Consider the following 25636-nt stretch of genomic DNA (forward strand, 5'->3'; position numbering starts at 1 on the left):
AGCAACAGAAGGAGACACGACAGATGAAGCTTTCGACCCTCGCCGTGGCCAGCGCACTGGCCCTGGGCACCGGCCTGGCCGCGCTGCCCGCCGCCGCGCAACAGCGCATCACGGTCAACATCGGCTCCAGCCACCCCACCTCCAACATCTGGGCCTATGCCATGAAAGAGGTGTTCCAGCCCGAGGTGGACCGCATCCTCAAGGCCGGCGGCGGCAAGTACGAGATCCGCTGGCGTGAGAACTACGGCGGCACGCTCTACAAGTTCACCGACACGCGCACCGCCGTGCGCGACGGCATCGTCGACGTGGGCATGGTCGGCACGGTCTGGGAAAACTCGGCCATGCCGCTGCAGAACGTCACCTACTTCACGCCTTTCGCCACCACCAACCACGAGCTGCTGATCGAAATTTTCGACAAGCTCAACACCACCGTGCCGGCGCTGCGCGAGAGCTGGGCCGCGCAGAACATGGTGCCGCTGTCCTCGCTGATCACCGACAGCTACGACATCTACGCCAACTTCCCGATCCGCACCATGGCCGATCTTCACAACAAGAAGATCAACGCGCCCGGCACCTCGGCCAACTGGCTGCGCGAGACCGGCGCCACGCCGGTCGACGGCGCCCTCACCACCTACTACACCAACATCCAGACCGGCGTGACGCAGGGCGCGCTGTCCTTTGCCAGCGGCATCGGGCCGGCGCGCGTGTACGAAGTGGCCAAGTACCTCACGCGGGTGGACGTCGGCTCCATGTACTTCGGCAGCGTCGCCGCGAACAAGAAGTTCCACGACGCCCTGCCGAAGGAAGTGCAGGACGCCTTCGCCCAGGCCGGCAAGGCCACGTCCAAGGCGCATGGCCAGCACGTCACCAAGACGGCCAACGCCGCGCTGGACACCATGAAGGCCGCGGGCCTGCAAATCGCCGACCTGCCGGCGGCCGAGAAGGCCAAGTGGGTCAACGGCCTGCCCAACATCGTGCAGCCCTGGCTGCAGGCCACGGGCGACAAGGGCAAGGCCGTGCTCAAGGCCTACTTCGACGAGCTGCGCGCGCACGGCGTGAAGCCGCTGCGCGACTGGGACGGCCAGAACCGCTGAAACCCGGCGCCCGCGCCCGACGCCACGCGGCGACGGGCGCGCGCCCGTGAAAGTGAACCGTGCACAAGCCAGCTGAACCCGCCACCGAGGGCGGCGCCCCCGCCCCGGCCGACCCGCACCCGCTGCAAGGCATCGCGCGCACGCTCGCGGCCGCCGGCACCGTGTGGATCTTCCTCATGATGATGATGGTCGTGGCCGACGTGGTCGGCCGCAACTTCCTCGACAGGCCCATCACCGGCGTGGCGGAATTCGCCGCGCGCTCGGTGGCCTCCATCGTGTTCCTGCAGCTCGCCGCCGCCATTTGCTCGGGCCGCATGACGCGCAGCGACTTCCTGCTGCGGCTCATCGGCGCACGCTCGCTCGGCGCGCTGCGCGTGCTCGAGGTGGGCAACGCCCTGCTGGGCTGCCTGCTGTTCGTGGCACTGGCCTTCATCGCCTGGCCCGAACTCTCCCAGGCCTGGCGCACGAACGAGTTCTTCGGCGTGCAGGGCGTGTACACCGTGCCCACCTGGCCCTTTCGCGCACTGATCGTGGGCGGCTCGCTGGTGGCCGCGGGCGCTTACCTGCTGCAGATCCCTTCGCTATGGCGCCACGCGGGCGAATTCGGAGATCCGCATGAGTGAACTGGTTTTTGGCGGGCTGCTGATCGGCGCGCTCGTGGTCTTCGTGCTGCTGGGCGTGCACATCGCCGTGGCGCTCATCGGCATCGGCTTCGCGGGCATCTGGCTCATGCGAGAGGACGTGGAGATGGCCATGCGCCTGCTCTACCTCTCCGCCTACAACGGCGTGGCCGACTACATCTTCGCCACCATCCCGCTGTTCGTGCTGATGGGCCTGTTGGTGTCCATATCGAACGTGGGCAAGGACACCTTCGAGGTGGCCGAGGCCCTGCTGCGCCGCGTGCGCGGCGGGCTGGGCGTGGCCACGGTGGCGGCCAACACTGTGTTCGCCGCGGTCACGGGCGTGTCCATTGCCTCGGCCGCCGTCTTCACCCGCGTGGCCGTGCCCGAGATGGCCCGCCATGGCTACCGCACGGCCTTCGCGGCGGGCACGGTGGCCGGCAGTTCGGTGCTGGGCATGATGATCCCGCCCAGCCTGCTGATGATCATCTACGGCGTGCTCGCCGAGCAGTCCATCGGCACACTGTTCATCGCGGGCATCATCCCGGGCTTCATGCTCGCCGCGGTGTTCGTGGCGATGATCGTGCTGATGGCCACCTTCGCGCCCGGCATGGTCTTCGACCTCAAGCGCCAGCGCGACATGGCCCTGCAGCGCGCCAGTGGCCCGCTGCTGAGCGGCGCGCAGATGGCCGGCAAGCTGGTGCCCATCGTCGCCCTGGTGGCGCTGGTGCTGGGCGGGCTCTACAGCGGCTTCTTCACCCCCACCGAGGCCGGCGGCATCGGCGCCTTCGGCGCGCTGGTGGTGGCGCTGGCGCGGCGCAGCCTGGGCCAGGGCCGCTTCTGGCGCGTGCTGCACGAAACGGGCAGCGTCTCGGTCACCATCCTGATCCTGCTGATCGCCGCGAGCTTCTACAGCCGCATGCTGTCGGTGGCGGGCGTGCCGGTGGCCATCAGCGAGCTGGTGCAGGACGCCGGCCTGGGCCCCTATGGCTTTCTGCTGATCTACGTGCTGATCGTGCTCTTCCTCGGCATGATCCTGGACTCCAGCTCCATCCTGCTGATCATGACGCCCGTGGCCGTGCCGATCGCCAGCGACCTCGGCTTCAACCTCATCCAGTTCGGCGTGCTGACCGTGCTCGCGGTGGAGATCGGTCTGCTCACGCCGCCCTTCGGCATCTCGGTGTTCACGGTGAAGTCCACCTTGAACGATCCGCGCGTGTCGGTGGAGGCCATCTTCGGCGGCACCCTGCCCTACGTGGCCGCCATGCTGTTCGTGCTGCTGCTGGTGGCGGTGTTTCCGGTGCTGTCGCTGGCACTGACCTGAGGCGCCCGCGCGCGGCGGGCTCAGCCCGCCGGGCCGGGCACGAAGATGTCGGCGTGGAAGCGCTCGGCCGACAGTTGCATCGCATCGGCGCAGGCCGCGCGCACGGCGGACACCATGGGTGGCGCGCCGCAGCAGTAGACCTCGCCGCCGCGCGGCAGTTCATCGGCCAGGGCCCGCACGGCGGCGTCCACCCGGCCATGGAAAGCGCCCAAGGCCTTCGCCTCGGCACCGTCCTCCAGCGCCGCCACGAAGCGCCAGTTCGGCAAGGCCTTGGCCCATTTGGCGGCGTGTTCCAGCAGGTAGAGGCCGGCGCGGTCGCGCGCGCCCCAAATCAGGGAAACAGGACGCGCCGACCTGCGCTTCGCGAGGTCGTCGAGCAGCGATTTCACCGGCGCGAAACCGGTGCCGCCGCAGACGCACAGCAAGGGACTGCCGGCCTCGGGGTCGAGGTCCACCTGGCCGAAGGGCAGCTCCACATCGAGCAGGTCACCGGGCTGCAGCTCCGCCACCAGGGCGCTGAAGCGCCCACCCGCGACGTGGCGCACGTGCAGTTGCACGCCGTCGCTTTCGTGCGGCGGGTTGGCCATCGAGTAGCTGCGCCGTTCGCCGTCGGGCAGATGGACCTGCAGGTACTGCCCCGCGCGGAACTTCGCGCGCTGGCCCGCTGGCAGGCGCAGTTGCAACAGGCTGACATCGGGCGCGGCCAGGGTGTTGCGGTAGACCTTGAGCTGCAGGCGCTTGCGCGCGCCGGGCTCCAGGCGGCGCCAGCTCGATGGCGCGATCGCCAGGTCCGCGCGCGGGCGGCATTGGCAGAGCAGCTCCTGGCCAGGCGGCGTCGCTTCGGCGGACACGGGGCCGCGCTCGAAGTCACCGCCCTCGACGCGCGCGGCGCAGTTGCCGCACACGCCCTTGCGGCAGGAGTAAGGCACCTCGATGCCGGCCTTCAGCGCGGCGTCGAGGATGGTTTCTTCGGGCTCGCATCCGAAACACAGGTCGGAGCCCACGATGCGGATCTGGTGGCTCATGGCAAATGAAAGAAAGGGGTCAGGCGCGCACCGGGTCCAGCATCAGGCGCAGGCTGCGCAGCAAGGCATCGGGCCGCGCCCGGCCGGTGCCGGCGATGTCCATGGCGCTGCCATGGCCGGTGCTGGCCAGCAGCACCTCGGCGCCGATGGACAGGGCGCAGGCGCCTTGCGGGGCCAGCAGCTTGATGGGGATGTGGCCCTGGTCGTGGAACATGGCCACGTACAGGTCGTGCGGCCGATGCGCGTGGTCCGCCAGCAGCACGTCGGCGCCTTGTGGTTCGCCCACGTCCAGGCCCTGCTCGCGCAGCGCGCGCGCCGCGGGCACGGTGCAGTGCGCGTCGTGCGGCCCGAACAGCCCCCCTTCGGACGCGTGCGGATTGATGCCGAACAGCGCCACGCGCGGCCGGGACAGGCCCAGCCGCTGGCAGGCGCGCACGCCGGCGCGCGCGGCCGCCGCCACCAGATCGGGACTCAGCCGCGACAGCGCGCGCTCCACGCTTTCGTGCAGCGTGGCGTGCACGATGCGCAGGCCGCCGCCAATGAGCAACAGGAACACCTCGTCTTCACCGAGTCCGCACACCGAGGCCACCAGGCTGGGGTAGCCGCTGAACACGATACCGGCCTGCGCGATGGCGGTCTCGTGGTGCGGGCCGGCCACCACGGCTTGCACCGCCCCCGCGCGGCAGGCCTCAATGGCGGCGCTGGCGCTGGCCACCGCGCTGCGGCCGGCGCCGGCATCGATGCGACCGGGCTGGTGCGCGCCCCTCGGCAGACCGCCCACGTGCACATGCTGCAGGCCGACCAGCAGGTCTTGCAGTCCCAGGCTTTGCGCCGTGGCGCGCAGCACCTCGCCCGGCCCATAGAGCACGAGGCGCTCGCGCGCTTCGGGCGCCAGCTCGGCCAAGGCCTTGAGCGCGATCTCCGGACCGACGCCGTTCGGGTCGCCCAGGCTCAGGGCCACGCGCGAGCTGTTCATCGCGAACGCCGCGCCGCTCACAGCGGCAAGGCCATGAGCGTGTCGGTGACGGTGCTGTCGCACACCGCCACGCGCTCGGCCAGCAGCAGCCTCCCGTCCACCCGAACGAAGCGGTCGCGGTAGACGCCGGTTGCGAAGAGCTGCGTTTCACCGTGCGCCATGATGCGCGCCACCATGAAAGGCGTTCGGGCGCGCGCCGATTGCGCGTCGGCCGACTCCAGCACCGACACGCCCAACAGGTGGCGGTAGCGCTGGCGCTCGTAGATGTTGGCCTCGCGCAGCGCGGCCACCCGGTCTTCGAGCATGGCGCGCGAGTCGGCCCAGACGATGCCAGCCGGCAGGCCCTGCTGTTCGTTCTCCACATGGGTGATGCGGTAGAGCGCATCGGGCGCGAAGAAGTCGGGCCACTGCTCCAGGCGGTCGCTGTCGATGGTGTCGGCGTAGGCCGCGTGAAAGGCCATCAGGCTCAGCAGGTCGATCATGCCGCCACCCCCATGTGCTGGCGGTAGGCTTTCCAGAAGCCGCGCACCGAGGTCTCCGTGGCCCGGCCTTCGCCCGAGGCCACCACCTCGCCGCCCATGGCCACCACGGCCTGCTGGTCTCGCGCCCCCGCGATGCCGCGCTGCACGAAGCCGCCCACGGCGCCGTCTTCCATGGAGATGAAGCCCGCCGGGCCCACCAGGTTGCACTGCTTGAGCCGCACGCGCAGCCGCTCGGGCGTGTCGTCCTCGAAGCCCAGATAGACCCAGTGCAATTCGGCGCGGTCCTTGCCTTTGGTCACCACCTGGCGCACGGCCAGGCAGTTCTGTATCTGCTGCAGCACGAAACCGGGGAACACCGACAGGATCTGCAGCGTGACGCCATCGGGCCATTCCTCGAAGCCCTCGAGCAGACTCGGGTCCTTCAACCGGTAGCGGTCGTGGTCGGAACGCAGGCCCTGCTCCTTGTACGACGCGTCCTTGGCCGAGGGATCGATCATCGAATAGCTCACGTGGTTGCCACCCGATTCGTCCACGATCACCCCACCTTTTTGCGAGAGGCGGTTGATCTCGAAGGTGGTGAAGAACAGGTGCAACAGGCTCGCGTGGTAGCTGTCGCGCACGTTCTCCACGTAGAGCTTCCAGTCGTTGGGCAAGGCCTGCGTGAACCGGCCGATCACCTTCACCGGCTTGTGCAGAACGCGCTCGATGCGCGCGCAGATGTCCTCGCCCAGGTACTCCTCGATCGGCGGCACCTCCTCGCTGAAGCTGCCGAACACCAGGCCGCAGAACACGGCCACGCGCAGCTTGCGCGGGCCGTGGTCTTCCTTGCAGAAATCCGGCGGCATGCCGCCCTGCCCTTTGACGCCCTTCTCGAAGGCCACGCCGGTGAGGTCGCCCTGGCGGTTGTAGCTCCAGGCGTGGTACACGCATTGAAAGCTCTCGGCCTTGCCCGACTTCTCCAGCGCGATCAACGCGCCGCGGTGCGCGCAGCGGTTCTCGAAGGCGTAGATCTCGCCGTCGGCGTCGCGCACCACCACCACGGGCGTCTCGCCCACGTGCGTGGTGCGGTAGCTGCCGGCCTCGGGCAGCTCAGCGTCCAGGCACAGGTAGTTCCAGGTGGCGCCTCTGAACACGCGCGCCTGCTCTTGCTCGTGGGTCCCCTCGTCCGCATAGACCGCGTAGGGCACGCGGCTGAGCCGATCGGTCCACCGGATGGTTTGCACGTCTGGCATGGCCGGCATCACTCGAGGGTCACGTTGGCGGTCTTGATCACGCGCGCCCACTTGTCCGACTCCGCCTTGATGAAGGCGGCCGTCTGCTGGGGCGTTTGTCCACCGGGTTCGGCGCCCTGGGCGGCGAACTTTTCGCGCACGTCGGGCAAGGCCATGGCCTCGGCGAAATGCTTCTGGATCTGCTGGGCCACGGCGTTGGGCGTACCGGCGGGCGCCACCACGCCAAAGAAGGTCACGGCCTGCATGTCGGGCAACTTGAGCTCGGCGAAGCTCGGCACGTCGGGCAAGGCCTTGGAACGGCGACTGTCGGCCACGGCCAGCACCTTGATGCGCTTGCCCTGGTGGTACTGGGCCGACGACGCGATGTTGTCGAAGAAGACGTCGACCTGGCCACCGACCAGGTCCGTGAGCGCGGGCGCGGTGCCGCGGTAGGGGATGTGAACCATGCGCGTGCCCGTGAGCTGCATGAACAGGTTGGCGGTCAGGTGCGAGGTGGAACCATTGCCCTGCGAGGCATAGGTCACCTTGTCGGGGTTGGCCTTGAGGTAGGCGATGAACTCGGCCAGGTTGGCCACCGGCAGGCGGTTCGACACGCCCAGCACGTTGGGCACCGTGGCCACGACGGTCACGGGCACCCACTTGGTGGGGTCGAACGGCATGGACTTGTAGAGGTGGTGGTTGATCGCGATCGGGCCCGGCGGCGATACGAGCAGGGTGCTGCCATCGGGCTCGGCCCGGGCGACGAACTCGCCACCGATGTTGCCGCCCGCGCCGGTGCGGTTCTCCACCACGATGCCGGCGGGATAGGCGTCGCGCATCTTCTCGGCCAGCACGCGCGGCAGCACGTCGGCCGTGCCGCCGGCCGGAAACGGCACCACCAGGCGCAGCACCTTGGGTGCCACGGCCGTTTGGGCCTGCGCGTTAAAGGGCAGCACGGCGCTGAGGCCGGCGGCGACCGACGCCGCGGCCAGCGCGCGTCGCGTGATTCGTGGGGAGCTCATGTCATTCCTCTACTGGGGTGGGCAGAACGTGGCGGCCAAACACCGACACGGCGGCGCAGTCTAGGCGCGCACTTGATGCACATCAACGAATTCGAACAAAATGTGCGCCATGCGAACTTCAACCAAAGCCTCTCCTGGCACCCATGCCGACGACGCAAGCCATGGCGCGGACGAACGCGCCGAGCGCGGCGAGCGCGACTACGTCATGGCGCTGGAAAAGGGGCTGGCCATCATCGAAGCCTTCGGCCAATTGCGCAGCGGGGCCACGCTCACCGAGTTGGCCGACGTCACGGGGCACACCAAGGCGTCGGTGCGCCGTTCGTTGCACACCCTGTGCCACCTGGGCTACGCCACGCAGGACGGCCGTCAGTTCCAGCTCGCCGCGCGCGCCTTGCGCCTGGGCTCTGCCTTCGTGGTGTCGGATGCGCTCACGCGATTGGCCCAGCCCATCCTGGAAACCACCGCCGAGCGCACGAAGGAATCGGCTTCGATCGCGGTACTGGATTCGCAAGACTCCGTGTTCGTGGCCCGCGCCACGCACCGGCGCAGCCTATCGGTGGGGCTGGGCGTGGGCGCGCGCCTGCCGGCCTACGCCAGTGCCACCGGGCGCGTGCTGCTGGCCGGGCAGCCGCGCGACGCGGTGCGCTTCATGCTCAGCCGCATGGGGCGCCCGGCGCTCACGGTCAAAACCATCACCAGCCTGCCGAAGGTGATGCAGCAAGTAGAGCTGGCGCAGCGCCAGGGCTACGCGCTGTGCGACCAGGAACTGGAGATCGGCCTGCGCTCGATCGCGGTGCCCATACTCGACCGCCATGGCCGCACCATCGCGGCAATGAGCCTGTCGGTGGCAACCAGCCGAATGGACATCCCGGCCATCATGGACAAGCTGTTGCCTGAGCTGGAGCGAGCGAAGCAGAAGTTTCCGGCGCTGCTGTGAAGCGGCGCCCCGCGCGCCTCAGGGGTGGCGGCATGGCGGTGGCCCGCTCGGCAATCGAGGCGCCGGAAACAGAAAGCCCCTGGAGCCTGGCGGCTCAGGGGCTTTGTGCGTTTCAGAATCTGGGGTGGCTGATGGGACTCGAACCCACGACAACAGGAATCACAATCCTGGACTCTACCAACTGAGCTACAGCCACCGCAAGCCGCGCATTATAGCCTCAGCTGGAAAGCGCCCTCAGCGCGCGGCCAAGGTGGCCGCGCCGGGCTTGGGCACCTTGATGCTGGCCTTGTAGCGGGCCTTGAGCGTTTCGTAGTAGGCCAGGCCTTCGGCGCCCGACCACCACTGCGACACCTGCTGCACCTCCTGTCCCAGGCGCTGGGCGCTCACCTCGCCGCGCGGCAGCACCTGGCTGACCTGCACCACCGCATAGCCCTGCTCGCCCAGGTTCACGCCCGCCCAGGCCGGCAGGGCCTTGGGATCGGCGCTGAGGGCAGCGTCGAGCACGCGCGGATCCAGGTCGAGCGGAGCGTCGCGCGACACCGTGACCGAGGCACCCAGCGCGGCCGCATCGGCCCCGCCCTTCCAGGCCGCCAGCTGCTTCTCGCCTTCCTGCTTGGCCAGCTCGGTGGCGCGCTGCGCGACCAGTCGGGCGCGCACATCGTCGCGCACCTCGGCCAGGCTCAGGGTGCGCGCGGGGTGGTATTCCACGATGCGCGCCGACACCAGCTGGTTGCTGCCGGTGTCGATGGCCTCGGTATTGCGCTTGCTGGCCGTGGACTCGGGCGCGAACAGGGCCTCGAGCAGGCGGCGGTTGCTCAACACGCCCTGCGCGCCAGGGGCGGGCACGCGGTGCAGGCCCTTGGCGGTCTGGATCGTGAGGTTCAGGCGCTCCGCGGCGGGTTTGAGCGAATCGGACTGTTCGTAGACGAGGTTGGTGAAGGTGTCGGCCGACTCGGCGTAGCGCTGCTGGGCCTGCTGCTTGCGCAGCGCGGCCTCGATCTGCGGGCGCAGTTCCTCGAACGAGCGCTTGGGCGGCGCCTTGATGTCCGTGAGCTGGATGATGTGCAGGCCGAAATCGCTCTCGACCAGGTTCGAGATCTCACCCTTCTTGAGCGAGAACACGGCCTGCTCGAACGGCGGCACCATCGCGCCGCGGCCAAAGAAGTCGAGGTCGCCGCCGTTGGCGGCCGAGCCCGGGTCCTGCGAGTTGGCCTTGGCCAGTTCGGCGAACTTGGAGGGATCGGCCTTGACCTTGGCGAGCAGTTCCTCGGCCTTTTTGCGAATCTCCGCCTTCTGCTCGGGCGTGGCGCCCTGGGGCACGCTCAGCAGGATGTGGCTGGCGCGGCGCTCCTCGGCTCCGCTGAGTTGCGCGGCGTTCTGCTCGTAGTAGGCGCGCAGGTCGGCCTCGTTGAGTTTGACCGATTGCTCCAGCGCCGCGGCGTCGAGCACGAGGTACTCGATGTCGGCCTGCTCGGTGGCCTGGAACAGCGCCTGGTTCTGGTTGTAGAAGGCCTCGATGTCGGCGTCGCTCGGCGCCACGCGCGAGGCAAAGTCTTTGGCCGCGAAGGTCTTGACGCGCACCTGGCGTTTCTGGAAGAAGGCATCGAGCGACATCCGCGCCATCGCGCTGCCGGCGAAACCGCTGTCCTGCACGCTCTGCAGCACCTGGCGCTGCGACAGGTCGGCGCGCACGGAGGCCTCGAACATCTCGGGCGTCATGCCTTGGCGAGAAAGCAGCTGCCGGTAGGCCTCGACGTCGAGGCTGCCGTCGGGGCGGCGCATGGCGGCGATGGTGGGGTTGGACTGCAACTCGCGCGCGAGGCGCTGGTCGCTGGTGTAGAGGTTCAGCTTCTGCGCGGCGGCGGCCAGCACGCGCTCGCGCACCATGCGCTCCAGCGTGCCGTAGCGCGCCTCGTCGGAGTCGAGCATGGCGGGGTCGATCGTCGGCATCATCTCGCGCAAGCGCTGCGACTCCTGGCGGTGCGCCTGCTCCCACTCGTTGCGCTTGATGCTCTTGCCATCGACCGTGGCCACCGTTTCGCCACCTTCGCTGAAGCGGGTGTAGCCCTCGACCCCGAAGAGCACGAAGGAAGGAATGATCAGGATCAGCAGGAAGCCCATGAGGTACTTCTTGTGATCGCGAATGGAATCGAACATGCGAACGTCCTTGAGGTGGCGGGTCGAGTGCCGGATTCTGATGGACAACAAAAAAGGCGAACCCGGGTTCGCCTTTTTTTGGTGGGTGCTGACGGGGTCGAACCGCCGACCTACTCCGTGTAAGAGAGCCGCTCTACCGACTGAGCTAAGCACCCATGTACTTGAATGGCCAGGTCAGTTGACCGCATCCTTCAGTGCCTTGCCGGGGCGGAACTTCGGCACCTTGGCGGCCTTGATTTTAATCTCGGCGCCGGTGCGCGGGTTGCGGCCCTTGCGGGCGGGACGTTTGCTCACGCCGAACGAGCCGAAGCCCACCAGGGAAACGGTGCCGCCCTTCTTGAGCGTGGTGCGGATGGCGGCGATGGTGGAGTCGAGAGCACGCGTCGCAGCGGCCTTGGAGATGTCGGCGTGCTTGGCGATGTGTTCGACGAGTTCGGTTTTGTTCACGAAGAGCCCCTCTTGAAATGGATTGGGTGAAGCGTGTATTGGGCCGGGTGCGACGGCCGCCGCGGGGGCCGGCCGGTGTCTGCCCGGGAGCGCAGGCCCTGGCGGAAGTGCCGGAATCCATGCGCCGAACGATTAGACCCATGTGCCGCGGCGCGTGTCAACAAGACATCGGGCGCCGAGGCCCATGGGCCACACGAGCGGCGATTCTAGACGCAGATGCCCCACACAGGCCTCCCTTGCCTGGGGCATCGGCGCGTCGGCGAGATCAGCGGTCAGAGGAGCGCGGCGATCGCGCGGCCCACGTCGGCCGTGCCCGCGCGCCCGCCCAGATCGGCCGTGCGCGGCGCACCACTCTTGGGCTCCAGCGTGGCTTCGATGGCGCGCAGCACGGCGTCGTGCGCCTCGCGGTGGCCCAGGAAGTCCAGCATCATCGCGCCGCACCAGATCTGTCCGATGGGGTTGGCCACCCCCAAGCCCGCGATGTCCGGCGCCGAGCCGTGCACCGGCTCGAACAGCGACGGCTGGGTGCGGTCGGGGTTGAGGTTGGCGCTGGGCGCGATGCCAATGGTGCCGGTACAGGCGGGCCCCAGATCCGACAGGATGTCTCCGAACAGGTTGCTGCCGACGACCACGTCGAAGAAGTCGGGCCGCTGCACGAAATGCGCGGTGAGGATGTCGATGTGGAACTTGTCCACCGTCACATCTGGATACTCTTTCGCCATCTCAGCCACGCGCTCGTCCCAGTACGGCATGGTGATGGCGATGCCATTGCTCTTGGTGGCGCTGGTCAGGTGCTTCTTGGGCCGCGAACGCGCCACCTCGAAGGCGTAGCGCAGCACGCGGTCGACGCCGTGGCGCGACATCACGGTTTCCTGCATCACGATCTCGCGCGGCGTGCCGGCGTACATGCGCCCGCCGATGCTGCTGTACTCGCCCTCGGTGTTCTCGCGCACGATGACCATGTCGATCTCGCCCGGCTGGCGCGGACTGCCGTCGCGCCGCACCACCGGCGCGACCACGCCGGGCATCAGGCGCGCGGGCCGCAGGTTGATGTATTGGTCGAACTCGCGGCGGAACAGCAGCAGCGAGCCCCACAGCGACACGTGGTCGGGCACCTTGGCGGGCCAGCCCACGGCACCGAAGTAGATGGCCTCGTGCCCCCCGATGAGGTCCTTCCAGTTGTCGGGCAGCATCTGGCCGTGCTTCTCGAAGTAGTCGCAGCTGCTGAAGTCGAAGTGGTCGAACTGCAGGTCGATGCCGAAGCGCGTGGCCGCGGCCTCGAGCACGCGCAGGCCCTCGGGCATGACTTCGGTGCCGATGCCGTCGCCGGCGATGACCGCGATGCGGTGCTTGCTCATGGGGGTCTCCTGGTGGTGCCGTCGAATCGGTGCGCCACTGTAGCGAATCCATTCGCAATAATCCGTGCATTGATTATTGAGGCAGGAGCAATTCATGGACCGCGCCGATCTGGAGATGGTGCAAGCCGTTCGCCAGCACGGCAGCCTGGCGCAGGCCGCCCAGGCCCTGGGGCTCACGCCGTCGGCCATCACGCGGCGGCTGGCGGCGCTCGAGGCCTCGCTCGGTGTGCGCCTGTTCCAGCGCACCACGCGCCGCGTCAGCCCCACGGCCGAAGGCGAGACCCTGTCGCTGCGGGCGGCCGAGCTGCTGCGCGGCTTCGAGGCGGCGCAGGCCGAGCTGCGCGAGCGCCAGGCCGAGCCCGCCGGGCCGATCCGCCTGGCGGCCACCTTCGGCTTCGGGCGGCGCTGGTTGGGGCCGGCGCTGGCGGCCTTCCAGGCGAAGCACCCGGCGGTGTCCATCCAGCTGCAGCTCACCGAGCGCCTGCCCGATCTGGCCGCCGAAGGGCTGGACGGGGCCGTGTGGCTGTGGAGCGCGCCCGACCAGCGCGCGGGCGAGTGGGTGTCGCGCCGGCTGGCGCCCAACCGGCGCGTGCTGGTGGCCGCGCCCGCCTACCTCGCCGTGCACGGCGCGCCGCGCACGCTGGACGACCTGGCCATGCACCACTGCCTGGTGGTGCGCGAGCACACCGACGCCGACCCGAGGCGCCAAGACCACTGGGCGCTGCAGCACGAGGGCGACGCCGCCCTGCGCCGCGTGGCCATCGCCGGGCCGCTGTCGAGCAACTCGGGCGAGCTGGTGCGCGACTGGTGCCTCGCGGGCCAGGGCATCATGCTGCGCAGCCTGTGGGACATCGCGCCGCGGATCGCCAGCGGCGAACTGGTGCACGTGCTGCCGGCCTGGAGTCACCGCGACGCCGACATCCACTGGTTGGCGCCCTGGCAGGCGCAGTCGCCCAAGCGCATCCGGCTGCTCGTGACCGCGCTGGCCGAGGCCTTCCGTGACGAGCCCTGGCGGCCCGCACCGGCGCTCAGCGCGGCGAGCGCACGACCAGGCTCACGCCGAAGGCCGTGACCGCGATGCCCGCCACCGTGAGCGGCGTGATCGGCTCGCGAAACAGCAGCCAGGCGATGACGGCCGTGGTCGGCGGCACCAGGTACATCAGGCTGGCCACACTGGCCGCGGCCCCGCGCTGGATCAGCAGATAGAGCAGCGAGCTGCCGCCCAGCGTGAGCCCCAGCACCGACCACGCCATGGCGCCGATGAACTCGCCCGTGTAGTGCATGGGCTCGGGCTCCAGCAGGGCCAGGGGCAGCGTGACGATGAAGGCCGCGATCAGTTGCACCGTGTTGGCGGTGCGCACGTCGCAGGCCTGTACGAAGCGCTTCTGGTACAGGGTGCCGGCCGTGATGGCGAACAGCGCGAACACCGCGTACGACAGGTTCTCCGCATTGGCGTGGTCGCCCGGCGAGCCTTCGACCAGCTTGCGCGATACCACCAGCACCAGCCCCGCAAACCCCAGCAGCAGGCCCAGCCACTGCCGGCGCGACACCCGCCCCTGCGCGCCGCCCACGGCGCTGAGCCAGATGGCGGTGAGCACCGGCTGCAGGCCGACGATGAGCGAGGACAGGCCCGAGCCCATGCCGGCCTTCACCGCGGCCCACACGCCGCCCAGGTAGCCCGCGTGCATGAGCACACCGACCACCGACAGGTGCAGCCATTGCGTGCGGTTGGCCGGCCACTTCACGCCGGCCCAGACGATCCACGGCAGGAAGCACAGGATGGACAGCGCGTAGCGCATCGCCAGGAAGGACAGCGGCGGCGCGTGCGGCATGCCGTAGCGCGCGACGATGAAACCCGTGCTCCAGATCAGCACGAAAATCCAGGGCATGGCGCGCAGCCAGGCGTTGTCGGACGCGGGAGAACTCACGGGCTCGCTTTCAACGGGAACGCGCGCGGATCTCGGGCAGCGCCTTCTGCAGGTAATAGACCATGGACCACACCGTGAGGACGGCCGACATCCACAGCAGCCAGGTGCCCCACAGGCGGGTGTCGATCAGGCCGAACAGGCGGCCGTCGAACAGCAGGAAAGGGATCGCGATCATCTGCACCATGGTCTTGACCTTGCCGATCATGTGCACCGCCACGCTCTTGGTGGCGCCGATGATGGCCATCCACTCGCGCAGCGAGGAGATCGCGATCTCGCGGCCGATGATGATGAGCGCCGCGAACACGTCGGCCCGGCCCATGTGCACCAGCACCAGCAGGCTGGCGCAGACCAGGAACTTGTCGGCCACCGGGTCGAGGAAGGCGCCGAAGGCCGAGGTTTGGTTGAGCTTGCGCGCCAGGTAGCCGTCGGCCCAGTCGGTGAGCGCGAAGACGATGAACATGGCGGTGGCCACCAGGTTCTGCTCGGCCGGGCTGAGATGCCCCACATAGAACACCCCCACGATCAGCGGAATGGCCACGATGCGGGCCCAGGTCAGCAGGGTGGGGAGGTTGAAGAACATGGCCGGATTATGCGGGCTGGCCCGCACGGGCCAGATCGATGGCTGCGGCCATCGTGCGCCACTGCATAATTGACGTTTACGTCAACGTCAAAGCCACCCCGGCGCACCCATCCCCTCAGGAGCACAAGCATGGAGATTGCAGGCAAGGTATTCATCGTCACCGGCGGCGCCTCGGGCCTCGGCGAAGGCACGGCGCGCATGCTGGCGGCCAACGGCGGCAAGGTCGTCATCGCCGACATGCAGGCCGACAAGGGCGAGGCCGTGGCCAAGGACATCGGCGGCGTGTTCGTCAAGTGCGACGTGAGCAGCGAGGCCGATGGCCAGGCCGTGGTCGCGAAGGCGGTGTCGCTGGGCAAGCTGATGGGCCTGGTCAACTGCGCGGGCATCGCCCCGGCCGAGAAGACCGTGGGCAAGAACGGCCCGCACGCGCTGGCCGTGTACACCAAAACCATCATGGTCAATCTGGTGGGCAGCTTCAACATGATCCGCCTGGCCGCCGACGCGATGTGCAAGAACGAGCCCGAGTCGACCGGTGAGCGCGGCGTGCTCATCAGCACCGCCAGCGTGGCGGCCTACGACGGCCAGATCGGCCAGGCGGCCTACAGTGCCTCCAAGGGTGGCGTGGTCGGCATGACGCTGCCGATCGCGCGCGACCTGGCGCGCAACGGCATCCGCAACATGACGATCGCCCCCGGCATCTTCGGCACGCCCATGCTGTTCGGCATGCCTCAAGAGGTGCAGGACGCGCTGGCCGCCAGCGTGCCCTTCCCCAGCCGCCTGGGCACGCCGCAGGACTACGCCAAACTGGCCAAGCACATCATCGAGAACGACATGCTCAACGGCGAGGTGATCCGCCTGGACGGCGCGATCCGCCTGGCGCCTCGGTAAGCCGGTGCTTCGGGCGTAGAGTCGCGCCATGAAGCGCTGGCTCTCGCCCCTCCTCCTGACCTTGCTGCTGGCGGCCTGCGCGCAGCCGCCCGCCACGCCCCCTCAGCCCGAAGCCGCCTCCGGCTACACCGCGAAGCCGGGCTGGTCTTTCGGGCGCTTGGCCGTCGCCGCCGCCAACCCGCTGGCCACCGAAGCGGGCGCGCGCGTCCTGCGCGAAGGAGGCAGCGCGGTGGACGCCGCGATTGCGGTGCAGATGGTGCTGACGCTCGTGGAGCCGCAGTCCAGCGGCATTGGCGGCGGCGCGTTCCTGCTGCATTGGGACGGCCGGCGCGTGCAGGCCTTCGATGGCCGCGAGACCGCGCCGGCCGCCGTCGACGAGCGCCTCTTCCTCGACGCACAGGGCCAGCCGATGCCCTTCGCGCAAGCAGTGGCCAGCGGCCGTTCGGTGGGCGTGCCGGGCACCGTGGCCATGCTGGCCCTGGCGCACCGGCAGCACGGGCGCCTGCCGTGGGCGCGGCTGTTTCAGCCCGCCATCGACCTGGCCGAGCGCGGCTTTCCCGTGAGCCCGCGGCTGCACACGCTGCTGGCCGCCGAGCAGGCACTGCCGGCCGACCCCGTGGCCCGCGCCTACTTCTACCGCGCCGATGGCACGCCGCATCCCGTCGGCCACGCGCTGCGCAACCCCGAGCTCGCGGCGGTGCTGCGCGACATCGCGGCCATCGGGCCACGGGCCCTGGTCGACGGCCCGATCGCGCGCGCCATCGTCGACAAGGTTCGCCAGCACCCCAGCCTGCCCGGCGCGCTCACGCAGGACGACCTGCGCCGCTACCAGCCGCGCGAGCGTGAGGCCTTGTGCCACCCGCTGCGCACCGGCGGGCGCTGGGTGCGCCTGTGCGGCTTTCCGCCGCCCAGCTCGGGCGGCATCGCGGTCGGGCAGATCCTGGGCCTGCTCTCGCGCACGCCGCAGGCCCTGGCCGGGCTGCGCGACGGCCGCCCCGGCGCCGACTGGCTGCACGCCTACACCGAGGCCTCGCGCCTGGCCTTCGCGGACCGCGCCCAGTACGTGGGCGACCCCGACTTCGTGCCCGCGCCCGGCGGGGACTGGAACAGCCTGCTGGCCCCCGAATACCTCAACGCGCGCGCCCAACTCATCGGCCCGCAGCGCATGCCCGAGGCCAGGCCGGGCCGGCCAGCCGGCGCGCCGCTGGCCTTCGCGCCCATGCCCTCGCAACCCGAGGCCGGCACCAGCCACGTCAGCATCGTCGACGGCCGCGGCAACGCGCTGGCCATGACCACCACCATCGAATCGGCCTTCGGCTCGCGCCTGATGGTCAGCACCGATCCCTCTCGCCCCGGCGGCTTCCTGCTCAACAACGAACTCACCGACTTCAGCTTCGCCCCCGCCGACAGCCAGGGCCGCCCCATCGCCAACCGCGTGCAGCCGGGCAAGCGGCCGCGCTCGTCCATGGCGCCCACGCTGGTGTTCGACGCCCAGAGCGGCGAACCCCTCATGAGCGCGGGCAGCCCGGGCGGCGCGCTCATCATCCACTACACCGCCAAGGCACTGCACGGCAGCTTGCACTGGGGCCTGCACCCGCAGGCCGCGCTGGACCTGCCCAACTTCGGCACCCTGGGCGGTCCGCTGATGCTGGAGCAAAACCGCTTCCCCGACGCCACCGTGCAGGCGCTGCGCGCCCTCGGCCACACGGTGCAAACGGTGGAGATGACCAGCGGCGCGCAGGCCCTGCTGCGGCGCGGCGGGCGCTGGCTGGGCGGTGCCGATCCGCGGCGCGAGGGCATCGTCGCAGGCGATTGACCGACACCCCCGTCGGCGCGGGAGATCCCGTCCAGACAGGCCACGGGTCCGGCTGTGCCGGTCCCTTGGCAGGGTCCCGTCGGGGGGGCGCGCGCGGCGCGGCGGGGGTGCTTCATACTCTCCCCCTTCCCCATGGCCATCCCCCAGAGCTTCATCCAGGAACTGCTCACCCGCGTCGACGTGGTCGACGTGGTGGGCCGCTACGTGCAGCTCAAGAAGGGCGGCGCCAACTTCATGGGGCTGTGCCCCTTCCACGGCGAGAAGTCGCCCTCGTTCAGCGTCAGCCCGTCCAAGCAGTTCTATCACTGCTTCGGCTGCGGGGCGAACGGCAACGCCATCGGCTTCCTCATGGAGCACACGGGCATGGGCTTCGTGGAAGCCGTGAAGGACCTGGCCGCCCAGGTCGGCCTGCAGGTGCCCGACGACGCCGCCTCGCCGCAGGACCGCGAACGCGCCGCGCAGCAACGCCAGCAACAGGCCACGCTGACCGACGTGCTGGAGAAGACCGCCCGCGACTACCAGAAGCAGCTGAAGGCCTCGCCGCGCGCCATCGGCTACCTCAAGGGCCGAGGCCTGTCGGGCCAGATCGCCAAGGTGTTCGGTCTGGGCTACGCGCCCGAGGGCTGGCGCCACCTGGCCGGCGTGTTCCCGGACTACCAGTCGCCGCTGCTCACCGAGTCGGGCCTGGTGATCGAACACGCCGACGAAAAAGGCCAGGACGGCCAGGCCAAGCGCTACGACCGCTTCCGCGACCGCGTGATGTTCCCCATCCGCAACGTCAAGGGCGAGTGCATCGGCTTTGGCGGGCGCGTGCTCGACAAGGGCGAGCCCAAGTACCTCAACTCGCCCGAGACGCCGGTCTTCAGCAAGGGCCGCGAGCTGTATGGACTGTTCGAAGCCCGCACCGCCATCCGCCAACACGGCTACGCCCTGGTCACCGAGGGCTATATGGACGTGGTGGCGCTCGCCCAGCTCGGTTTTGGCAACGCCGTGGCCACGCTGGGCACGGCCTGCACGGCCGACCACGTGCAGAAGCTGTTCCGTTTCACCGACGCCGTGGTGTTCAGCTTCGACGGCGACGCCGCCGGCCGGCGCGCCGCGCGCAAGGCGCTGGACGCCGCCCTGCCCTGGGCCAGCGACACGCGCAGCGTGAAGTTCCTCTTCCTGCCCGCCGAGCACGACCCCGACAGCTTCATCCGCGAGCACGGCACCGAGGCCTTCGCCGCGCGCGTGAAGGAAGCCATGCCGCTGTCGCGCTTCCTGCTGGAGGCCGCCGGCGCCGACTGCGAGCTCGACACCGCCGAAGGCCGCGCGCGCATGGCCAGCCAGGCCCGCCCGCTGTGGAGCGCCTTGCCCGACGGCGCGCTCAAGAGCCAGCTGCTGGCCGACATCGCCCACACCGCCGCCCTGGACGCCCAGGACCTGCTGCGCCTGTGGGCACCGGCGGGCGGCCGCGGCCAGCCGGGCGGCGCCGCGCCGCGCCCGGCCCGCGCCCGCCAGGAACCGCGCGACCCCGACGGGGGCCCGGAACACGATCATGGGTACGAACACGGTGGCGGGTACGGGTCCGGTGCCCCGCGCCGCCGCCAGGGGCAGGCCGCCACCCAGCACGCCTGGCACGGCCGCTCGTCGGCGTCGCGCCGCGGCCTCATGAGCCGCGAAGACCGGGCCCTGGGCCTGCTGCTGTCGCATACCCCGTCCTGGGACCAGCTCTCCGCCGACGACCACCACCTGCTGGCCGAGTTGCCCGCACCGCACGGCCCCCTGTTCGCCTGGCTGGAGGCGCAACTGCACGAGCACGGCCACCAACCCTGGGCCGCCCTGCGCGAGGCCCTGCGCGGCCACGAACACGAAGCGCTGGCTTGCCAGCAGGTGGAGCGCTGCGCCCTGACCCCCGGCGCCGAGGAAGACGCCGAGGAACTGGGCGGCGTCATGCTGCGCCTGCGCATCGAGCACCTGAAGGCCCTGGAGGTCGAGGCCATCGCCCGCGCCGGCAGCGACCCGGCCGAACTGCGGCGTTATGCCGACATTCAGGCCCAGCGCAAGGCGCTGGAGCACCAGATCGGGGCCGCGCCGGTATAATCCTCGGTTGCACCGCAAGCGCGACAGCAGCACCTCCGGCACCGGCCCGGCCCTCCTGCAAGGGCTACATGGCAACACCGCCTGGCCACCCCGCCCTCCCCGGGCGCGCGGAACCCCGCAAGGACTGCACACCAAATGATCGCCCCACAGCTTGCAGGCCCGCCCGCACCGGCCCGTGGCGGGTGCCGTGCTCTTCCAAAACCACCGGTTGACCCCAAGTAGGGTTTTCTGGCGGCTGTTGGGTGTTCTGCCGGTTCCATCGACGTTTTTTTGAGGTTCCCATGCCCGCGAAGAAAGCCAGTCCGTCCGCTGCCGCCACCAAGACCGCCGCCAAGAAGGCCGCTCCGGCCAAAGCCCAACCGGTGGCCGCTCCCAAGAAAGCCCCCGCAGTGACGACCAAGACCACCCCCACCAAAGCCGCCGCCAAGGCCGCGCCGGCCAAGAAGGCTGCCGCCAAGACGACCGCCAGCAGCACCGCGAAAAAATCCAAGCCCGAGGCCCTGGCCGAGGAGTTGCTGGAAGGCGAAGCCCCCGCCAAGAAGAAACCTGGCCGTCCCGCCAAGGCCGCGGCCGACAAGCCCGCCGCCAAGCGCGGCCGCAAGCCCAAGGCCGACGCCAAGGGCAAGGGCGAGGACGATCTCGACGACGCCGACCTCGGTGACATCGACGAGGACCTGGTCGGCGACGACGTGCCCGAAGAGGCCAGCACCGAGGAAGCGCAGCCGGTCGAAAAGGCCAAGCCGCTGCGCATGAAGATCAGCAAGGCCAAGGAGCGTGCGCTGATGAAGGAATTCGGGCTGGACGAGACCGTCCTGTCCGAGGAGGAGGCGCGCGCCCGTCGCGAGCGTCTCAAGACCCTGATCAAGCTGGGCAAGACGCGCGGCTACCTCACGCACGGCGAGATCAACGACCACCTGCCCGACAAGCTGGTCGAGGCCGAGACCCTGGAAGTGGTGGTCTCGCTGCTCAACGACATGGGTGTGGCCGTCTACGAACAGACGCCCGACGCCGAGACCCTGCTGCTCAACAACACCGGCCCCACCGCCGCCACCGAAGAAGAGGCGGAAGAGGAAGCCGAAGCCGCCCTGTCCACGGTGGACAGCGAATTCGGTCGCACCACCGACCCGGTGCGCATGTACATGCGCGAAATGGGCACGGTGGAGCTGCTCACGCGCGAGGGCGAGATCGAGATCGCCAAGCGCATCGAAGGCGGCCTGCACAGCATGATGGAAGCGATCAGCGAATCGCCCGCCACCATCGCCGAGATCCTGGCCATGGCCGAGGAAATCCGCGAAGGCAAGGTCGTCATCTCCACCGTGGTGGACGGTTTCGCCGACGCCGACGAGGCCGACGACTACGTTGCCGAGGAAGACTTCGACGACTACGACGAGGCCGACGACGACGACGGCAAGGGCGGCTCCAAGGCCCTCACGCGCAAGCTCGAGGAACTCAAGCGCGAGGCGCTGGAGCGCTTCGACGCCATGCGCGGCATGTTCGAGAAGCTGCACAAGATCTACGACAAGGAAGGCTACGGCAGCCCCCACTACGCCAAGACGCAGCAGGCCATCACCGAGAAGCTGATGACCATCCGCTTCACGGCCAAGGCGATCGAGAAGCTGTGCAGCACGGTGCGCGGCCAGGTCGACGAGATCCGCAAGAAGGAGCGCGAACTGCGCCGCATCATCGTGGACAAGTGCGGCATGCCACAGGAGACCTTCATCAAGGACTTCCCGCCCAACCTGCTCAACCTCAAGTGGGTGGAGAAGCAGGCCGCCGCGGGCAAGCCCTGGAGCACGGTGCTCGAGCGCAACATCCCGCCGGTGCAGGAGCTGCAGCAGGGCCTGATCGACATCCAGAGCAGCGTGGTGGTGCCCATCGAGCACCTCAAGGACATCCACAAGCGGATGAACAACGGCGAGGCCTCCTCGCGCGACGCCAAGAAGGAAATGATCGAGGCCAACCTGCGCCTGGTGATCTCCATCGCGAAGAAGTACACCAACCGCGGCCTGCAGTTCCTGGACCTGATCCAGGAAGGCAACATCGGCCTCATGAAGGCGGTGGACAAGTTCGAATACCGCCGTGGCTACAAGTTCTCGACCTACGCCACGTGGTGGATCCGCCAGGCCATCACGCGCTCGATCGCCGACCAGGCGCGCACCATCCGCATCCCGGTGCACATGATCGAGACCATCAACAAGATGAACCGCATCAGCCGCCAGCACCTGCAGGAGTTCGGCTTCGAGCCCGATGCGTCCATCCTGGCCGAGAAGATGGAGATGCCCGAGGACAAGATCCGCAAGATCATGAAGATCGCCAAGGAGCCGATCTCCATGGAAACGCCGATCGGCGACGACGACGATTCGCACCTGGGCGACTTCATCGAGGACACCACCAACACCGCCCCCATCGAGGCCGCCATGCAGGCTGGCCTGCGCGAAGTGGTGAAGGAAATCCTGGACAGCCTCACGCCGCGCGAAGCCAAGGTGCTGCGCATGCGCTTCGGCATCGAGATGTCCACCGACCACACGCTGGAAGAAGTGGGCAAGCAGTTCGACGTCACGCGCGAACGCATCCGCCAGATCGAGAGCAAGGCGGTGCGCAAGCTCAAGCACCCGAGCCGCAGCGACAAGCTGCGCAGCTTCATCGACTCGCTCTGATCGGGCGGGTTGACCAGAAAAAAAAGGGAGCCACTGGCTCCCTTTTTTTTGGTCGCGTGGATCAGGTGCCGCGGGGCCGGACGACGAGCTCAAGGTAGCCCGTCGCCGCATCGGGCTCGCGCGCGAAGTCCCAGTCGGGCAGCCAGGCGATCAGCAGCTCGGCCGTGGTGCGCACGCAGCAACCCGCCATCACGTGCCCACCCCACACGCGGCCCTGGGCGTCCGCCACGCTCATGTGAAGGTGCGCGTGGTCCATGCCCAGCGAGCCGCTGAGCGTGAGGATCTCGCTGGGCCCGGGCACGAGCAGGACGTCCTCGGCCGCCGCCAGGCGCAGGCGAGCGTCCACCAGGCTGCCGATGCCCGCGACCACGAAGGCCGCGCGCTGGTGGTGCTCACGCGCCGCCGATTGCAGTGCGGCGCGCAGGTCCTCACCCGGGTTCAGGCGCAAGGGCAGGTGGTCCATGGTCGCGGTCTACATCAGCTCATCAAGAAATCCGCGCGCCGCAGGCGAGAGCGGATGGCCGTTGCGCTGGTAGATATAGAACGCGCGCTCGATCGCGGGTTCGACCAGCGGGATGAAGCTCAGCTTGAGATCGCGGCGCAAGGCCCTGGCGTAATCGGGGGCGGTGGTGACGCCCAGGCCCTGGCCGACCAGTGCGAGCGCCGTGGGCAGGTGCTCGACGACGGTGGCGTCTTCCATGCGCTGGGTGCGGCCGTGCCGCCACAGCGCCTCGCGGATGTCTTTCTCGAACGTGCTCGGGTAGCAGATCCAGGGATCGTCCTGCGTGTCGCTCCATCGGATGGACCGCTTGCGCGCCGCGGGATGCGCGGACGAACAGACGAACTGGATCGCGACCTTGCGAAAGAAACGGCGTTCCACGCCGGCATCGCATGGCCGGTCCGGACCGATGCCGAACTCCACCGCACCGCGCGAGACCGCGGCGGGAATGTCCTCCAGCGCCGTGTCCATGATCTGCACGCTGACCTGCGGGTGCCGGGCCGAGAACTCGGCCAGCGCCGGGGGAATGAGCGTGCAGGCGAGCAGGCTCGGCGCGCTGAAGCGCAAGGAGCCCCGCTGCAGCTGGCGGACGTCGGCCGCGCTGACGGCGATGCGGTCCAGATCGTCGAGCATGCGCTTGGCGATGGGCACCAGCTGCAGGCCCATCTCGGTCGGCGTGATGCGCTTGCCCTCCCGATTGAACAAGGGCAGGCCGACCTCGGCCTCCAGTTGGCGGATCACCATGCTGACGGCCGACTGGGTCAGGTGCAGTCGGTGCGCGGCGCGCGTGAAACCGCCGGTCTCGACCGCGGCAATGAAGGCCCGCAGTTGCCGGAGACTGATGTGCATCAGCTGAACTTATGGGTGGGTCAAAAAACAGCGTTTGAATCCTAGCACCGGGGGCCGCAGACTCCACCGCCAGCACAGCCCCCACCCGCGACGCCCATGCCCCGAATCACCTTTGTCAGCCCCGATGGGGGACGCAGGACCATCGACGCACCCGATGGCGAAACCCTGATGCGCGCCGCGACGCAGCACGCGGTGGACGAGATCCTGGGCGAATGCGGCGGCGCCTGCTGCTGCGCCACCTGCCACATCTACCTCGACGAAGCCTCCCTGGCCAAGGTGCCGCCGGCCAGCGAGATGGAACGGCAGGTCCTCGAGTTCACCGCCGCGCCGCGCCGAACGGGCAGCCGGCTGGCCTGCCAGGTGCTGGCGGACCGGCTGAGCGACGGGCTGATTGTTGAACTGCCGGCGACCCAGATCTAGGCGCCACCCCCAAGACACCGTTTCACCACCTCACCCCTACTGCCATGCCACAAACCCCTCGCCCCCGCTCCTTCCAGCTCCATCCCGACGACAGCCCCTGGGAACCCGCGGACTACAACATCATCTGGGAGGACGGCCGCGAATACGGGCGCTTCCGCCGCGTGCTGCGCCGCGACGCGCACGGCCTGACCGTCATCGCCCGCTTCGTGGCGCCACCGGGCAAGGCCTGGAAGATCATGGGCCGCGCGCCCGAACTCGGTGAAGAGGTCTACATCATGAAAGGCGCCTACTACGACACGCGCGGACGGGTCGTGGCCAGGGAAGGCAGCTTCATGTACAACGCGCCGGGCGCGCTGCACGGCGGCATCTCGACCGACATGACGCTGTACCTGCACTGGTGCAGCGGCAAGCCGGACGAGATCGTGTCGGTGGACCTGATCGACTTCGAGGTGGCCCCAGGCGCCTGAGGCCGCGGGGCCGAGGCCCTCAGCCCATGTGCAGGCCGCCGTTGACCGAGAAGTCGGCGCCGGTGGAGTAGCCCGCCTCGTCACCGGCCAGCCAGGCGATGATGGAGGCGATCTCGCTCGGCTCGCCCAGGCGCTTGACGGGCACGGTGGCCACGATCTTGTCCAGCACATCAGGGCGGATCGCCTTGACCATGTCGGTGCCGATGTAGCCCGGGCTCACGGTGTTCACCGTGACGCCCTTGTTGGCCAGCTCCTGCGCCAGCGCCATGGTGAAGCCGTGCATGCCGGCCTTGGCCGCCGAGTAGTTGGTCTGGCCCGCCTGGCCCTTCTCGCCGTTGACGGAGCTGATGTTGATGATGCGGCCCCAGCCCTTCTCCACCATGTCGGGCACGACCTGCTTGGTCACGTTGAACATGGAGTTGAGGTTGGTGCTGATGACCGCGTCCCAGTCCTCGCGCGTCATCTTGAGGAACATGCGGTCGCGCGTGATGCCTGCGTTGTTGACCAGCACGTCGATGGAGCCGTGATCGGCCTTGGCCTTGGCGAACGCGGCGACGGTGGAATCCCACTCGGCCACATTGCCCACGCTGGCGTGGAACGTGAAGCCCAGGGCCTTCTGCTCGTCGAGCCACTTCTGGTAATCGCGCGTGGGCCCGCAGCCGGCAACGACCTTGAAGCCCTCCTTGTGCAGGCGCTGGCAGATGGCGGTGCCAATGCCCCCCATGCCCCCCGTGACGTATGCAACCTTCTGACTCATGGTGACCTTTCCAGGCGATTGTTGTTGAACACGTTCATGC

24 protein-coding genes and 2 tRNA genes are annotated in these 25636 nt (G+C 69.0%); 11 read left to right on the plus strand and 15 right to left on the minus strand.

Annotation, left to right across the window (positions count from 1 at the left end; all coding sequences use genetic code 11):
* Window positions 1-23 precede the first annotated feature (23 nt).
* From JNX00_RS14750 to JNX00_RS14760, 3 genes are read left to right on the plus strand one after another with little or no spacing between them, the layout of a single operon-like run.
* Complete coding sequence (locus JNX00_RS14750) at window positions 24-1094, plus strand: C4-dicarboxylate TRAP transporter substrate-binding protein (protein ID WP_204742737.1); 1071 nt, start codon at window positions 24-26, stop codon at window positions 1092-1094.
* Window positions 1095-1153: 59 nt separating this feature from the next.
* Window positions 1154-1717 (plus strand): TRAP transporter small permease, encoded by a 564-nt coding sequence (locus tag JNX00_RS14755; RefSeq protein WP_204742738.1) that lies wholly within the window; start codon window positions 1154-1156, stop codon window positions 1715-1717.
* A complete protein-coding gene (locus JNX00_RS14760) occupies window positions 1710-3038 on the plus strand; it encodes a TRAP transporter large permease (RefSeq protein WP_204742739.1) in 1329 nt (442 codons plus the stop codon). Before JNX00_RS14755 ends, JNX00_RS14760 begins: the two co-directional genes overlap by 8 nt.
* 20 nt (window positions 3039-3058) lie before the next feature.
* On the opposite strand, the gene JNX00_RS14765 is transcribed toward JNX00_RS14760, so the two are convergent.
* The 5 genes from JNX00_RS14765 to JNX00_RS14785 are packed head-to-tail and all read right to left on the minus strand — an operon-like array spanning window position 3059 to window position 7754.
* A complete protein-coding gene (locus tag JNX00_RS14765) occupies window positions 3059-4063 on the minus strand; it encodes an FAD-binding oxidoreductase (protein WP_204742740.1) in 1005 nt (334 codons plus the stop codon).
* A 19-nt stretch (window positions 4064-4082) separates the two neighbouring features.
* The gene (locus JNX00_RS14770) at window positions 4083-5039 is read right to left on the minus strand and encodes a 4-hydroxythreonine-4-phosphate dehydrogenase PdxA (RefSeq protein WP_204742741.1); all 957 of its coding nucleotides are present in this window, start codon (window positions 5037-5039) and stop codon (window positions 4083-4085) included.
* Between the two features lie 17 nt (window positions 5040-5056).
* Complete coding sequence (locus tag JNX00_RS14775) at window positions 5057-5521, minus strand: nuclear transport factor 2 family protein (protein WP_204742742.1); 465 nt, start codon at window positions 5519-5521, stop codon at window positions 5057-5059.
* A complete protein-coding gene (locus JNX00_RS14780; RefSeq protein ID WP_204742743.1) occupies window positions 5518-6753 on the minus strand; it encodes an aromatic ring-hydroxylating dioxygenase subunit alpha in 1236 nt (411 codons plus the stop codon). Before JNX00_RS14780 ends, JNX00_RS14775 begins: the two co-directional genes overlap by 4 nt.
* 8 nt (window positions 6754-6761) lie before the next feature.
* Complete coding sequence (locus tag JNX00_RS14785; protein WP_204742744.1) at window positions 6762-7754, minus strand: tripartite tricarboxylate transporter substrate binding protein; 993 nt, start codon at window positions 7752-7754, stop codon at window positions 6762-6764.
* 109 nt (window positions 7755-7863) lie between these two features.
* Between JNX00_RS14785 and JNX00_RS14790 the strand changes: the two genes are divergently transcribed.
* Window positions 7864-8691, plus strand: a complete 828-nt coding sequence (locus tag JNX00_RS14790) for an IclR family transcriptional regulator C-terminal domain-containing protein (RefSeq protein WP_083292876.1) — start codon at window positions 7864-7866, stop codon at window positions 8689-8691.
* A gap of 120 nt (window positions 8692-8811) precedes the next feature.
* Here JNX00_RS14790 and JNX00_RS14795 read toward each other — a convergent pair.
* From JNX00_RS14795 to JNX00_RS14815, 5 genes are all read right to left on the minus strand, one after another.
* Window positions 8812-8887 (minus strand) — tRNA-His (locus JNX00_RS14795).
* A gap of 38 nt (window positions 8888-8925) precedes the next feature.
* A complete protein-coding gene (locus JNX00_RS14800; RefSeq protein WP_204742745.1) occupies window positions 8926-10848 on the minus strand; it encodes a SurA N-terminal domain-containing protein in 1923 nt (640 codons plus the stop codon).
* A 79-nt stretch (window positions 10849-10927) separates the two neighbouring features.
* A tRNA-Val gene (locus JNX00_RS14805) sits at window positions 10928-11003 on the minus strand.
* A 19-nt stretch (window positions 11004-11022) separates the two neighbouring features.
* Window positions 11023-11295, minus strand: a complete 273-nt coding sequence (locus tag JNX00_RS14810) for an HU family DNA-binding protein (protein WP_070397700.1) — start codon at window positions 11293-11295, stop codon at window positions 11023-11025.
* A 272-nt stretch (window positions 11296-11567) separates the two neighbouring features.
* On the minus strand, window positions 11568-12653 hold the full coding sequence (locus JNX00_RS14815; RefSeq protein ID WP_204742746.1) for a tartrate dehydrogenase: 1086 nt from the start codon (window positions 12651-12653) through the stop codon (window positions 11568-11570).
* Between the two features lie 94 nt (window positions 12654-12747).
* Between JNX00_RS14815 and JNX00_RS14820 the strand changes: the two genes are divergently transcribed.
* Window positions 12748-13725 (plus strand): LysR family transcriptional regulator, encoded by a 978-nt coding sequence (locus JNX00_RS14820; RefSeq protein WP_070397698.1) that lies wholly within the window; start codon window positions 12748-12750, stop codon window positions 13723-13725.
* Here JNX00_RS14820 and JNX00_RS14825 read toward each other — a convergent pair.
* The gene (locus tag JNX00_RS14825) at window positions 13682-14581 is read right to left on the minus strand and encodes a DMT family transporter (protein WP_239478151.1); all 900 of its coding nucleotides are present in this window, start codon (window positions 14579-14581) and stop codon (window positions 13682-13684) included. The genes JNX00_RS14820 and JNX00_RS14825 overlap by 44 nt on opposite strands.
* Window positions 14582-14591: 10 nt before the next feature.
* A complete protein-coding gene (gene pgsA, locus JNX00_RS14830; RefSeq protein ID WP_070397697.1) occupies window positions 14592-15161 on the minus strand; it encodes a CDP-diacylglycerol--glycerol-3-phosphate 3-phosphatidyltransferase in 570 nt (189 codons plus the stop codon).
* A 129-nt stretch (window positions 15162-15290) separates the two neighbouring features.
* On the opposite strand from pgsA, the gene JNX00_RS14835 reads away from it, so the two are divergent.
* The 4 genes from JNX00_RS14835 (at window position 15291) to rpoD (ending at window position 22604) form a co-directional block, all read left to right on the plus strand.
* Window positions 15291-16049 (plus strand): 3-hydroxyacyl-CoA dehydrogenase, encoded by a 759-nt coding sequence (locus JNX00_RS14835; RefSeq protein ID WP_070397696.1) that lies wholly within the window; start codon window positions 15291-15293, stop codon window positions 16047-16049.
* Window positions 16050-16077: 28 nt separating this feature from the next.
* On the plus strand, window positions 16078-17865 hold the full coding sequence (locus JNX00_RS14840; protein WP_204742747.1) for a gamma-glutamyltransferase family protein: 1788 nt from the start codon (window positions 16078-16080) through the stop codon (window positions 17863-17865).
* 132 nt (window positions 17866-17997) lie between these two features.
* Window positions 17998-19947, plus strand: a complete 1950-nt coding sequence (gene dnaG / locus JNX00_RS14845; protein WP_070397694.1) for a DNA primase — start codon at window positions 17998-18000, stop codon at window positions 19945-19947.
* 281 nt (window positions 19948-20228) lie between these two features.
* Window positions 20229-22604, plus strand: coding sequence for an RNA polymerase sigma factor RpoD (gene rpoD, locus JNX00_RS14850; protein WP_139146934.1), 2376 nt, complete (start codon window positions 20229-20231; stop codon window positions 22602-22604).
* 61 nt (window positions 22605-22665) lie between these two features.
* Here rpoD and JNX00_RS14855 read toward each other — a convergent pair whose 3' ends face one another.
* Both JNX00_RS14855 and JNX00_RS14860 read right to left on the minus strand, forming a co-directional pair.
* Window positions 22666-23067: a PPC domain-containing DNA-binding protein gene (locus JNX00_RS14855; RefSeq protein ID WP_070397692.1), complete on the minus strand. Its 402-nt coding sequence runs from the start codon at window positions 23065-23067 to the stop codon at window positions 22666-22668.
* Window positions 23068-23076: 9 nt separating this feature from the next.
* A complete protein-coding gene (locus JNX00_RS14860; protein ID WP_070397691.1) occupies window positions 23077-23952 on the minus strand; it encodes a LysR family transcriptional regulator in 876 nt (291 codons plus the stop codon).
* 96 nt (window positions 23953-24048) lie between these two features.
* Here JNX00_RS14860 and JNX00_RS14865 point away from each other — a divergent pair, with 96 nt between their 5' ends.
* The gene (locus JNX00_RS14865; protein ID WP_070397690.1) at window positions 24049-24372 is read left to right on the plus strand and encodes a 2Fe-2S iron-sulfur cluster-binding protein; all 324 of its coding nucleotides are present in this window, start codon (window positions 24049-24051) and stop codon (window positions 24370-24372) included.
* A gap of 44 nt (window positions 24373-24416) precedes the next feature.
* Window positions 24417-24839: a hypothetical protein gene (locus JNX00_RS14870; protein WP_204742748.1), complete on the plus strand. Its 423-nt coding sequence runs from the start codon at window positions 24417-24419 to the stop codon at window positions 24837-24839.
* A gap of 19 nt (window positions 24840-24858) precedes the next feature.
* Here JNX00_RS14870 and phbB read toward each other — a convergent pair whose 3' ends face one another.
* Window positions 24859-25596, minus strand: a complete 738-nt coding sequence (gene phbB, locus JNX00_RS14875) for an acetoacetyl-CoA reductase (RefSeq protein ID WP_070397688.1) — start codon at window positions 25594-25596, stop codon at window positions 24859-24861.
* Window positions 25597-25636 lie beyond the last annotated feature (40 nt).

Source organism: Hydrogenophaga sp. YM1, assembly GCF_016903055.1.
Taxonomy (GTDB): Bacteria; Pseudomonadota; Gammaproteobacteria; order Burkholderiales; family Burkholderiaceae_C; genus Hydrogenophaga; species Hydrogenophaga borbori.

What these genes read in the sequence shown, in the direction of transcription:
- JNX00_RS14840 (WP_204742747.1), top strand. Translation starts at nt 16,078, where the DNA reads ATGAAGCGCTGGCTCTCGCCCCTCCTCCTGACCTTGCTGCTGGCGGCC.
- phbB (WP_070397688.1), bottom strand. Translation starts at nt 25,596, where the DNA reads ATGAGTCAGAAGGTTGCATACGTCACGGGGGGCATGGGGGGCATTGGC.
- JNX00_RS14770 (WP_204742741.1), bottom strand. Translation starts at nt 5,039, where the DNA reads ATGAACAGCTCGCGCGTGGCCCTGAGCCTGGGCGACCCGAACGGCGTC.
- JNX00_RS14870 (WP_204742748.1), top strand. Translation starts at nt 24,417, where the DNA reads ATGCCACAAACCCCTCGCCCCCGCTCCTTCCAGCTCCATCCCGACGAC.
- JNX00_RS14775 (WP_204742742.1), bottom strand. Translation starts at nt 5,521, where the DNA reads ATGATCGACCTGCTGAGCCTGATGGCCTTTCACGCGGCCTACGCCGAC.
- rpoD (WP_139146934.1), top strand. Translation starts at nt 20,229, where the DNA reads ATGCCCGCGAAGAAAGCCAGTCCGTCCGCTGCCGCCACCAAGACCGCC.
- dnaG (WP_070397694.1), top strand. Translation starts at nt 17,998, where the DNA reads ATGGCCATCCCCCAGAGCTTCATCCAGGAACTGCTCACCCGCGTCGAC.
- JNX00_RS14765 (WP_204742740.1), bottom strand. Translation starts at nt 4,063, where the DNA reads ATGAGCCACCAGATCCGCATCGTGGGCTCCGACCTGTGTTTCGGATGC.
- JNX00_RS14750 (WP_204742737.1), top strand. Translation starts at nt 24, where the DNA reads ATGAAGCTTTCGACCCTCGCCGTGGCCAGCGCACTGGCCCTGGGCACC.
- pgsA (WP_070397697.1), bottom strand. Translation starts at nt 15,161, where the DNA reads ATGTTCTTCAACCTCCCCACCCTGCTGACCTGGGCCCGCATCGTGGCC.
- JNX00_RS14785 (WP_204742744.1), bottom strand. Translation starts at nt 7,754, where the DNA reads ATGAGCTCCCCACGAATCACGCGACGCGCGCTGGCCGCGGCGTCGGTC.
- JNX00_RS14790 (WP_083292876.1), top strand. Translation starts at nt 7,864, where the DNA reads ATGCGAACTTCAACCAAAGCCTCTCCTGGCACCCATGCCGACGACGCA.
- JNX00_RS14780 (WP_204742743.1), bottom strand. Translation starts at nt 6,753, where the DNA reads ATGCCAGACGTGCAAACCATCCGGTGGACCGATCGGCTCAGCCGCGTG.
- JNX00_RS14760 (WP_204742739.1), top strand. Translation starts at nt 1,710, where the DNA reads ATGAGTGAACTGGTTTTTGGCGGGCTGCTGATCGGCGCGCTCGTGGTC.
- JNX00_RS14865 (WP_070397690.1), top strand. Translation starts at nt 24,049, where the DNA reads ATGCCCCGAATCACCTTTGTCAGCCCCGATGGGGGACGCAGGACCATC.
- JNX00_RS14800 (WP_204742745.1), bottom strand. Translation starts at nt 10,848, where the DNA reads ATGTTCGATTCCATTCGCGATCACAAGAAGTACCTCATGGGCTTCCTG.
- JNX00_RS14855 (WP_070397692.1), bottom strand. Translation starts at nt 23,067, where the DNA reads ATGGACCACCTGCCCTTGCGCCTGAACCCGGGTGAGGACCTGCGCGCC.
- JNX00_RS14835 (WP_070397696.1), top strand. Translation starts at nt 15,291, where the DNA reads ATGGAGATTGCAGGCAAGGTATTCATCGTCACCGGCGGCGCCTCGGGC.
- JNX00_RS14815 (WP_204742746.1), bottom strand. Translation starts at nt 12,653, where the DNA reads ATGAGCAAGCACCGCATCGCGGTCATCGCCGGCGACGGCATCGGCACC.
- JNX00_RS14820 (WP_070397698.1), top strand. Translation starts at nt 12,748, where the DNA reads ATGGACCGCGCCGATCTGGAGATGGTGCAAGCCGTTCGCCAGCACGGC.
- JNX00_RS14860 (WP_070397691.1), bottom strand. Translation starts at nt 23,952, where the DNA reads ATGCACATCAGTCTCCGGCAACTGCGGGCCTTCATTGCCGCGGTCGAG.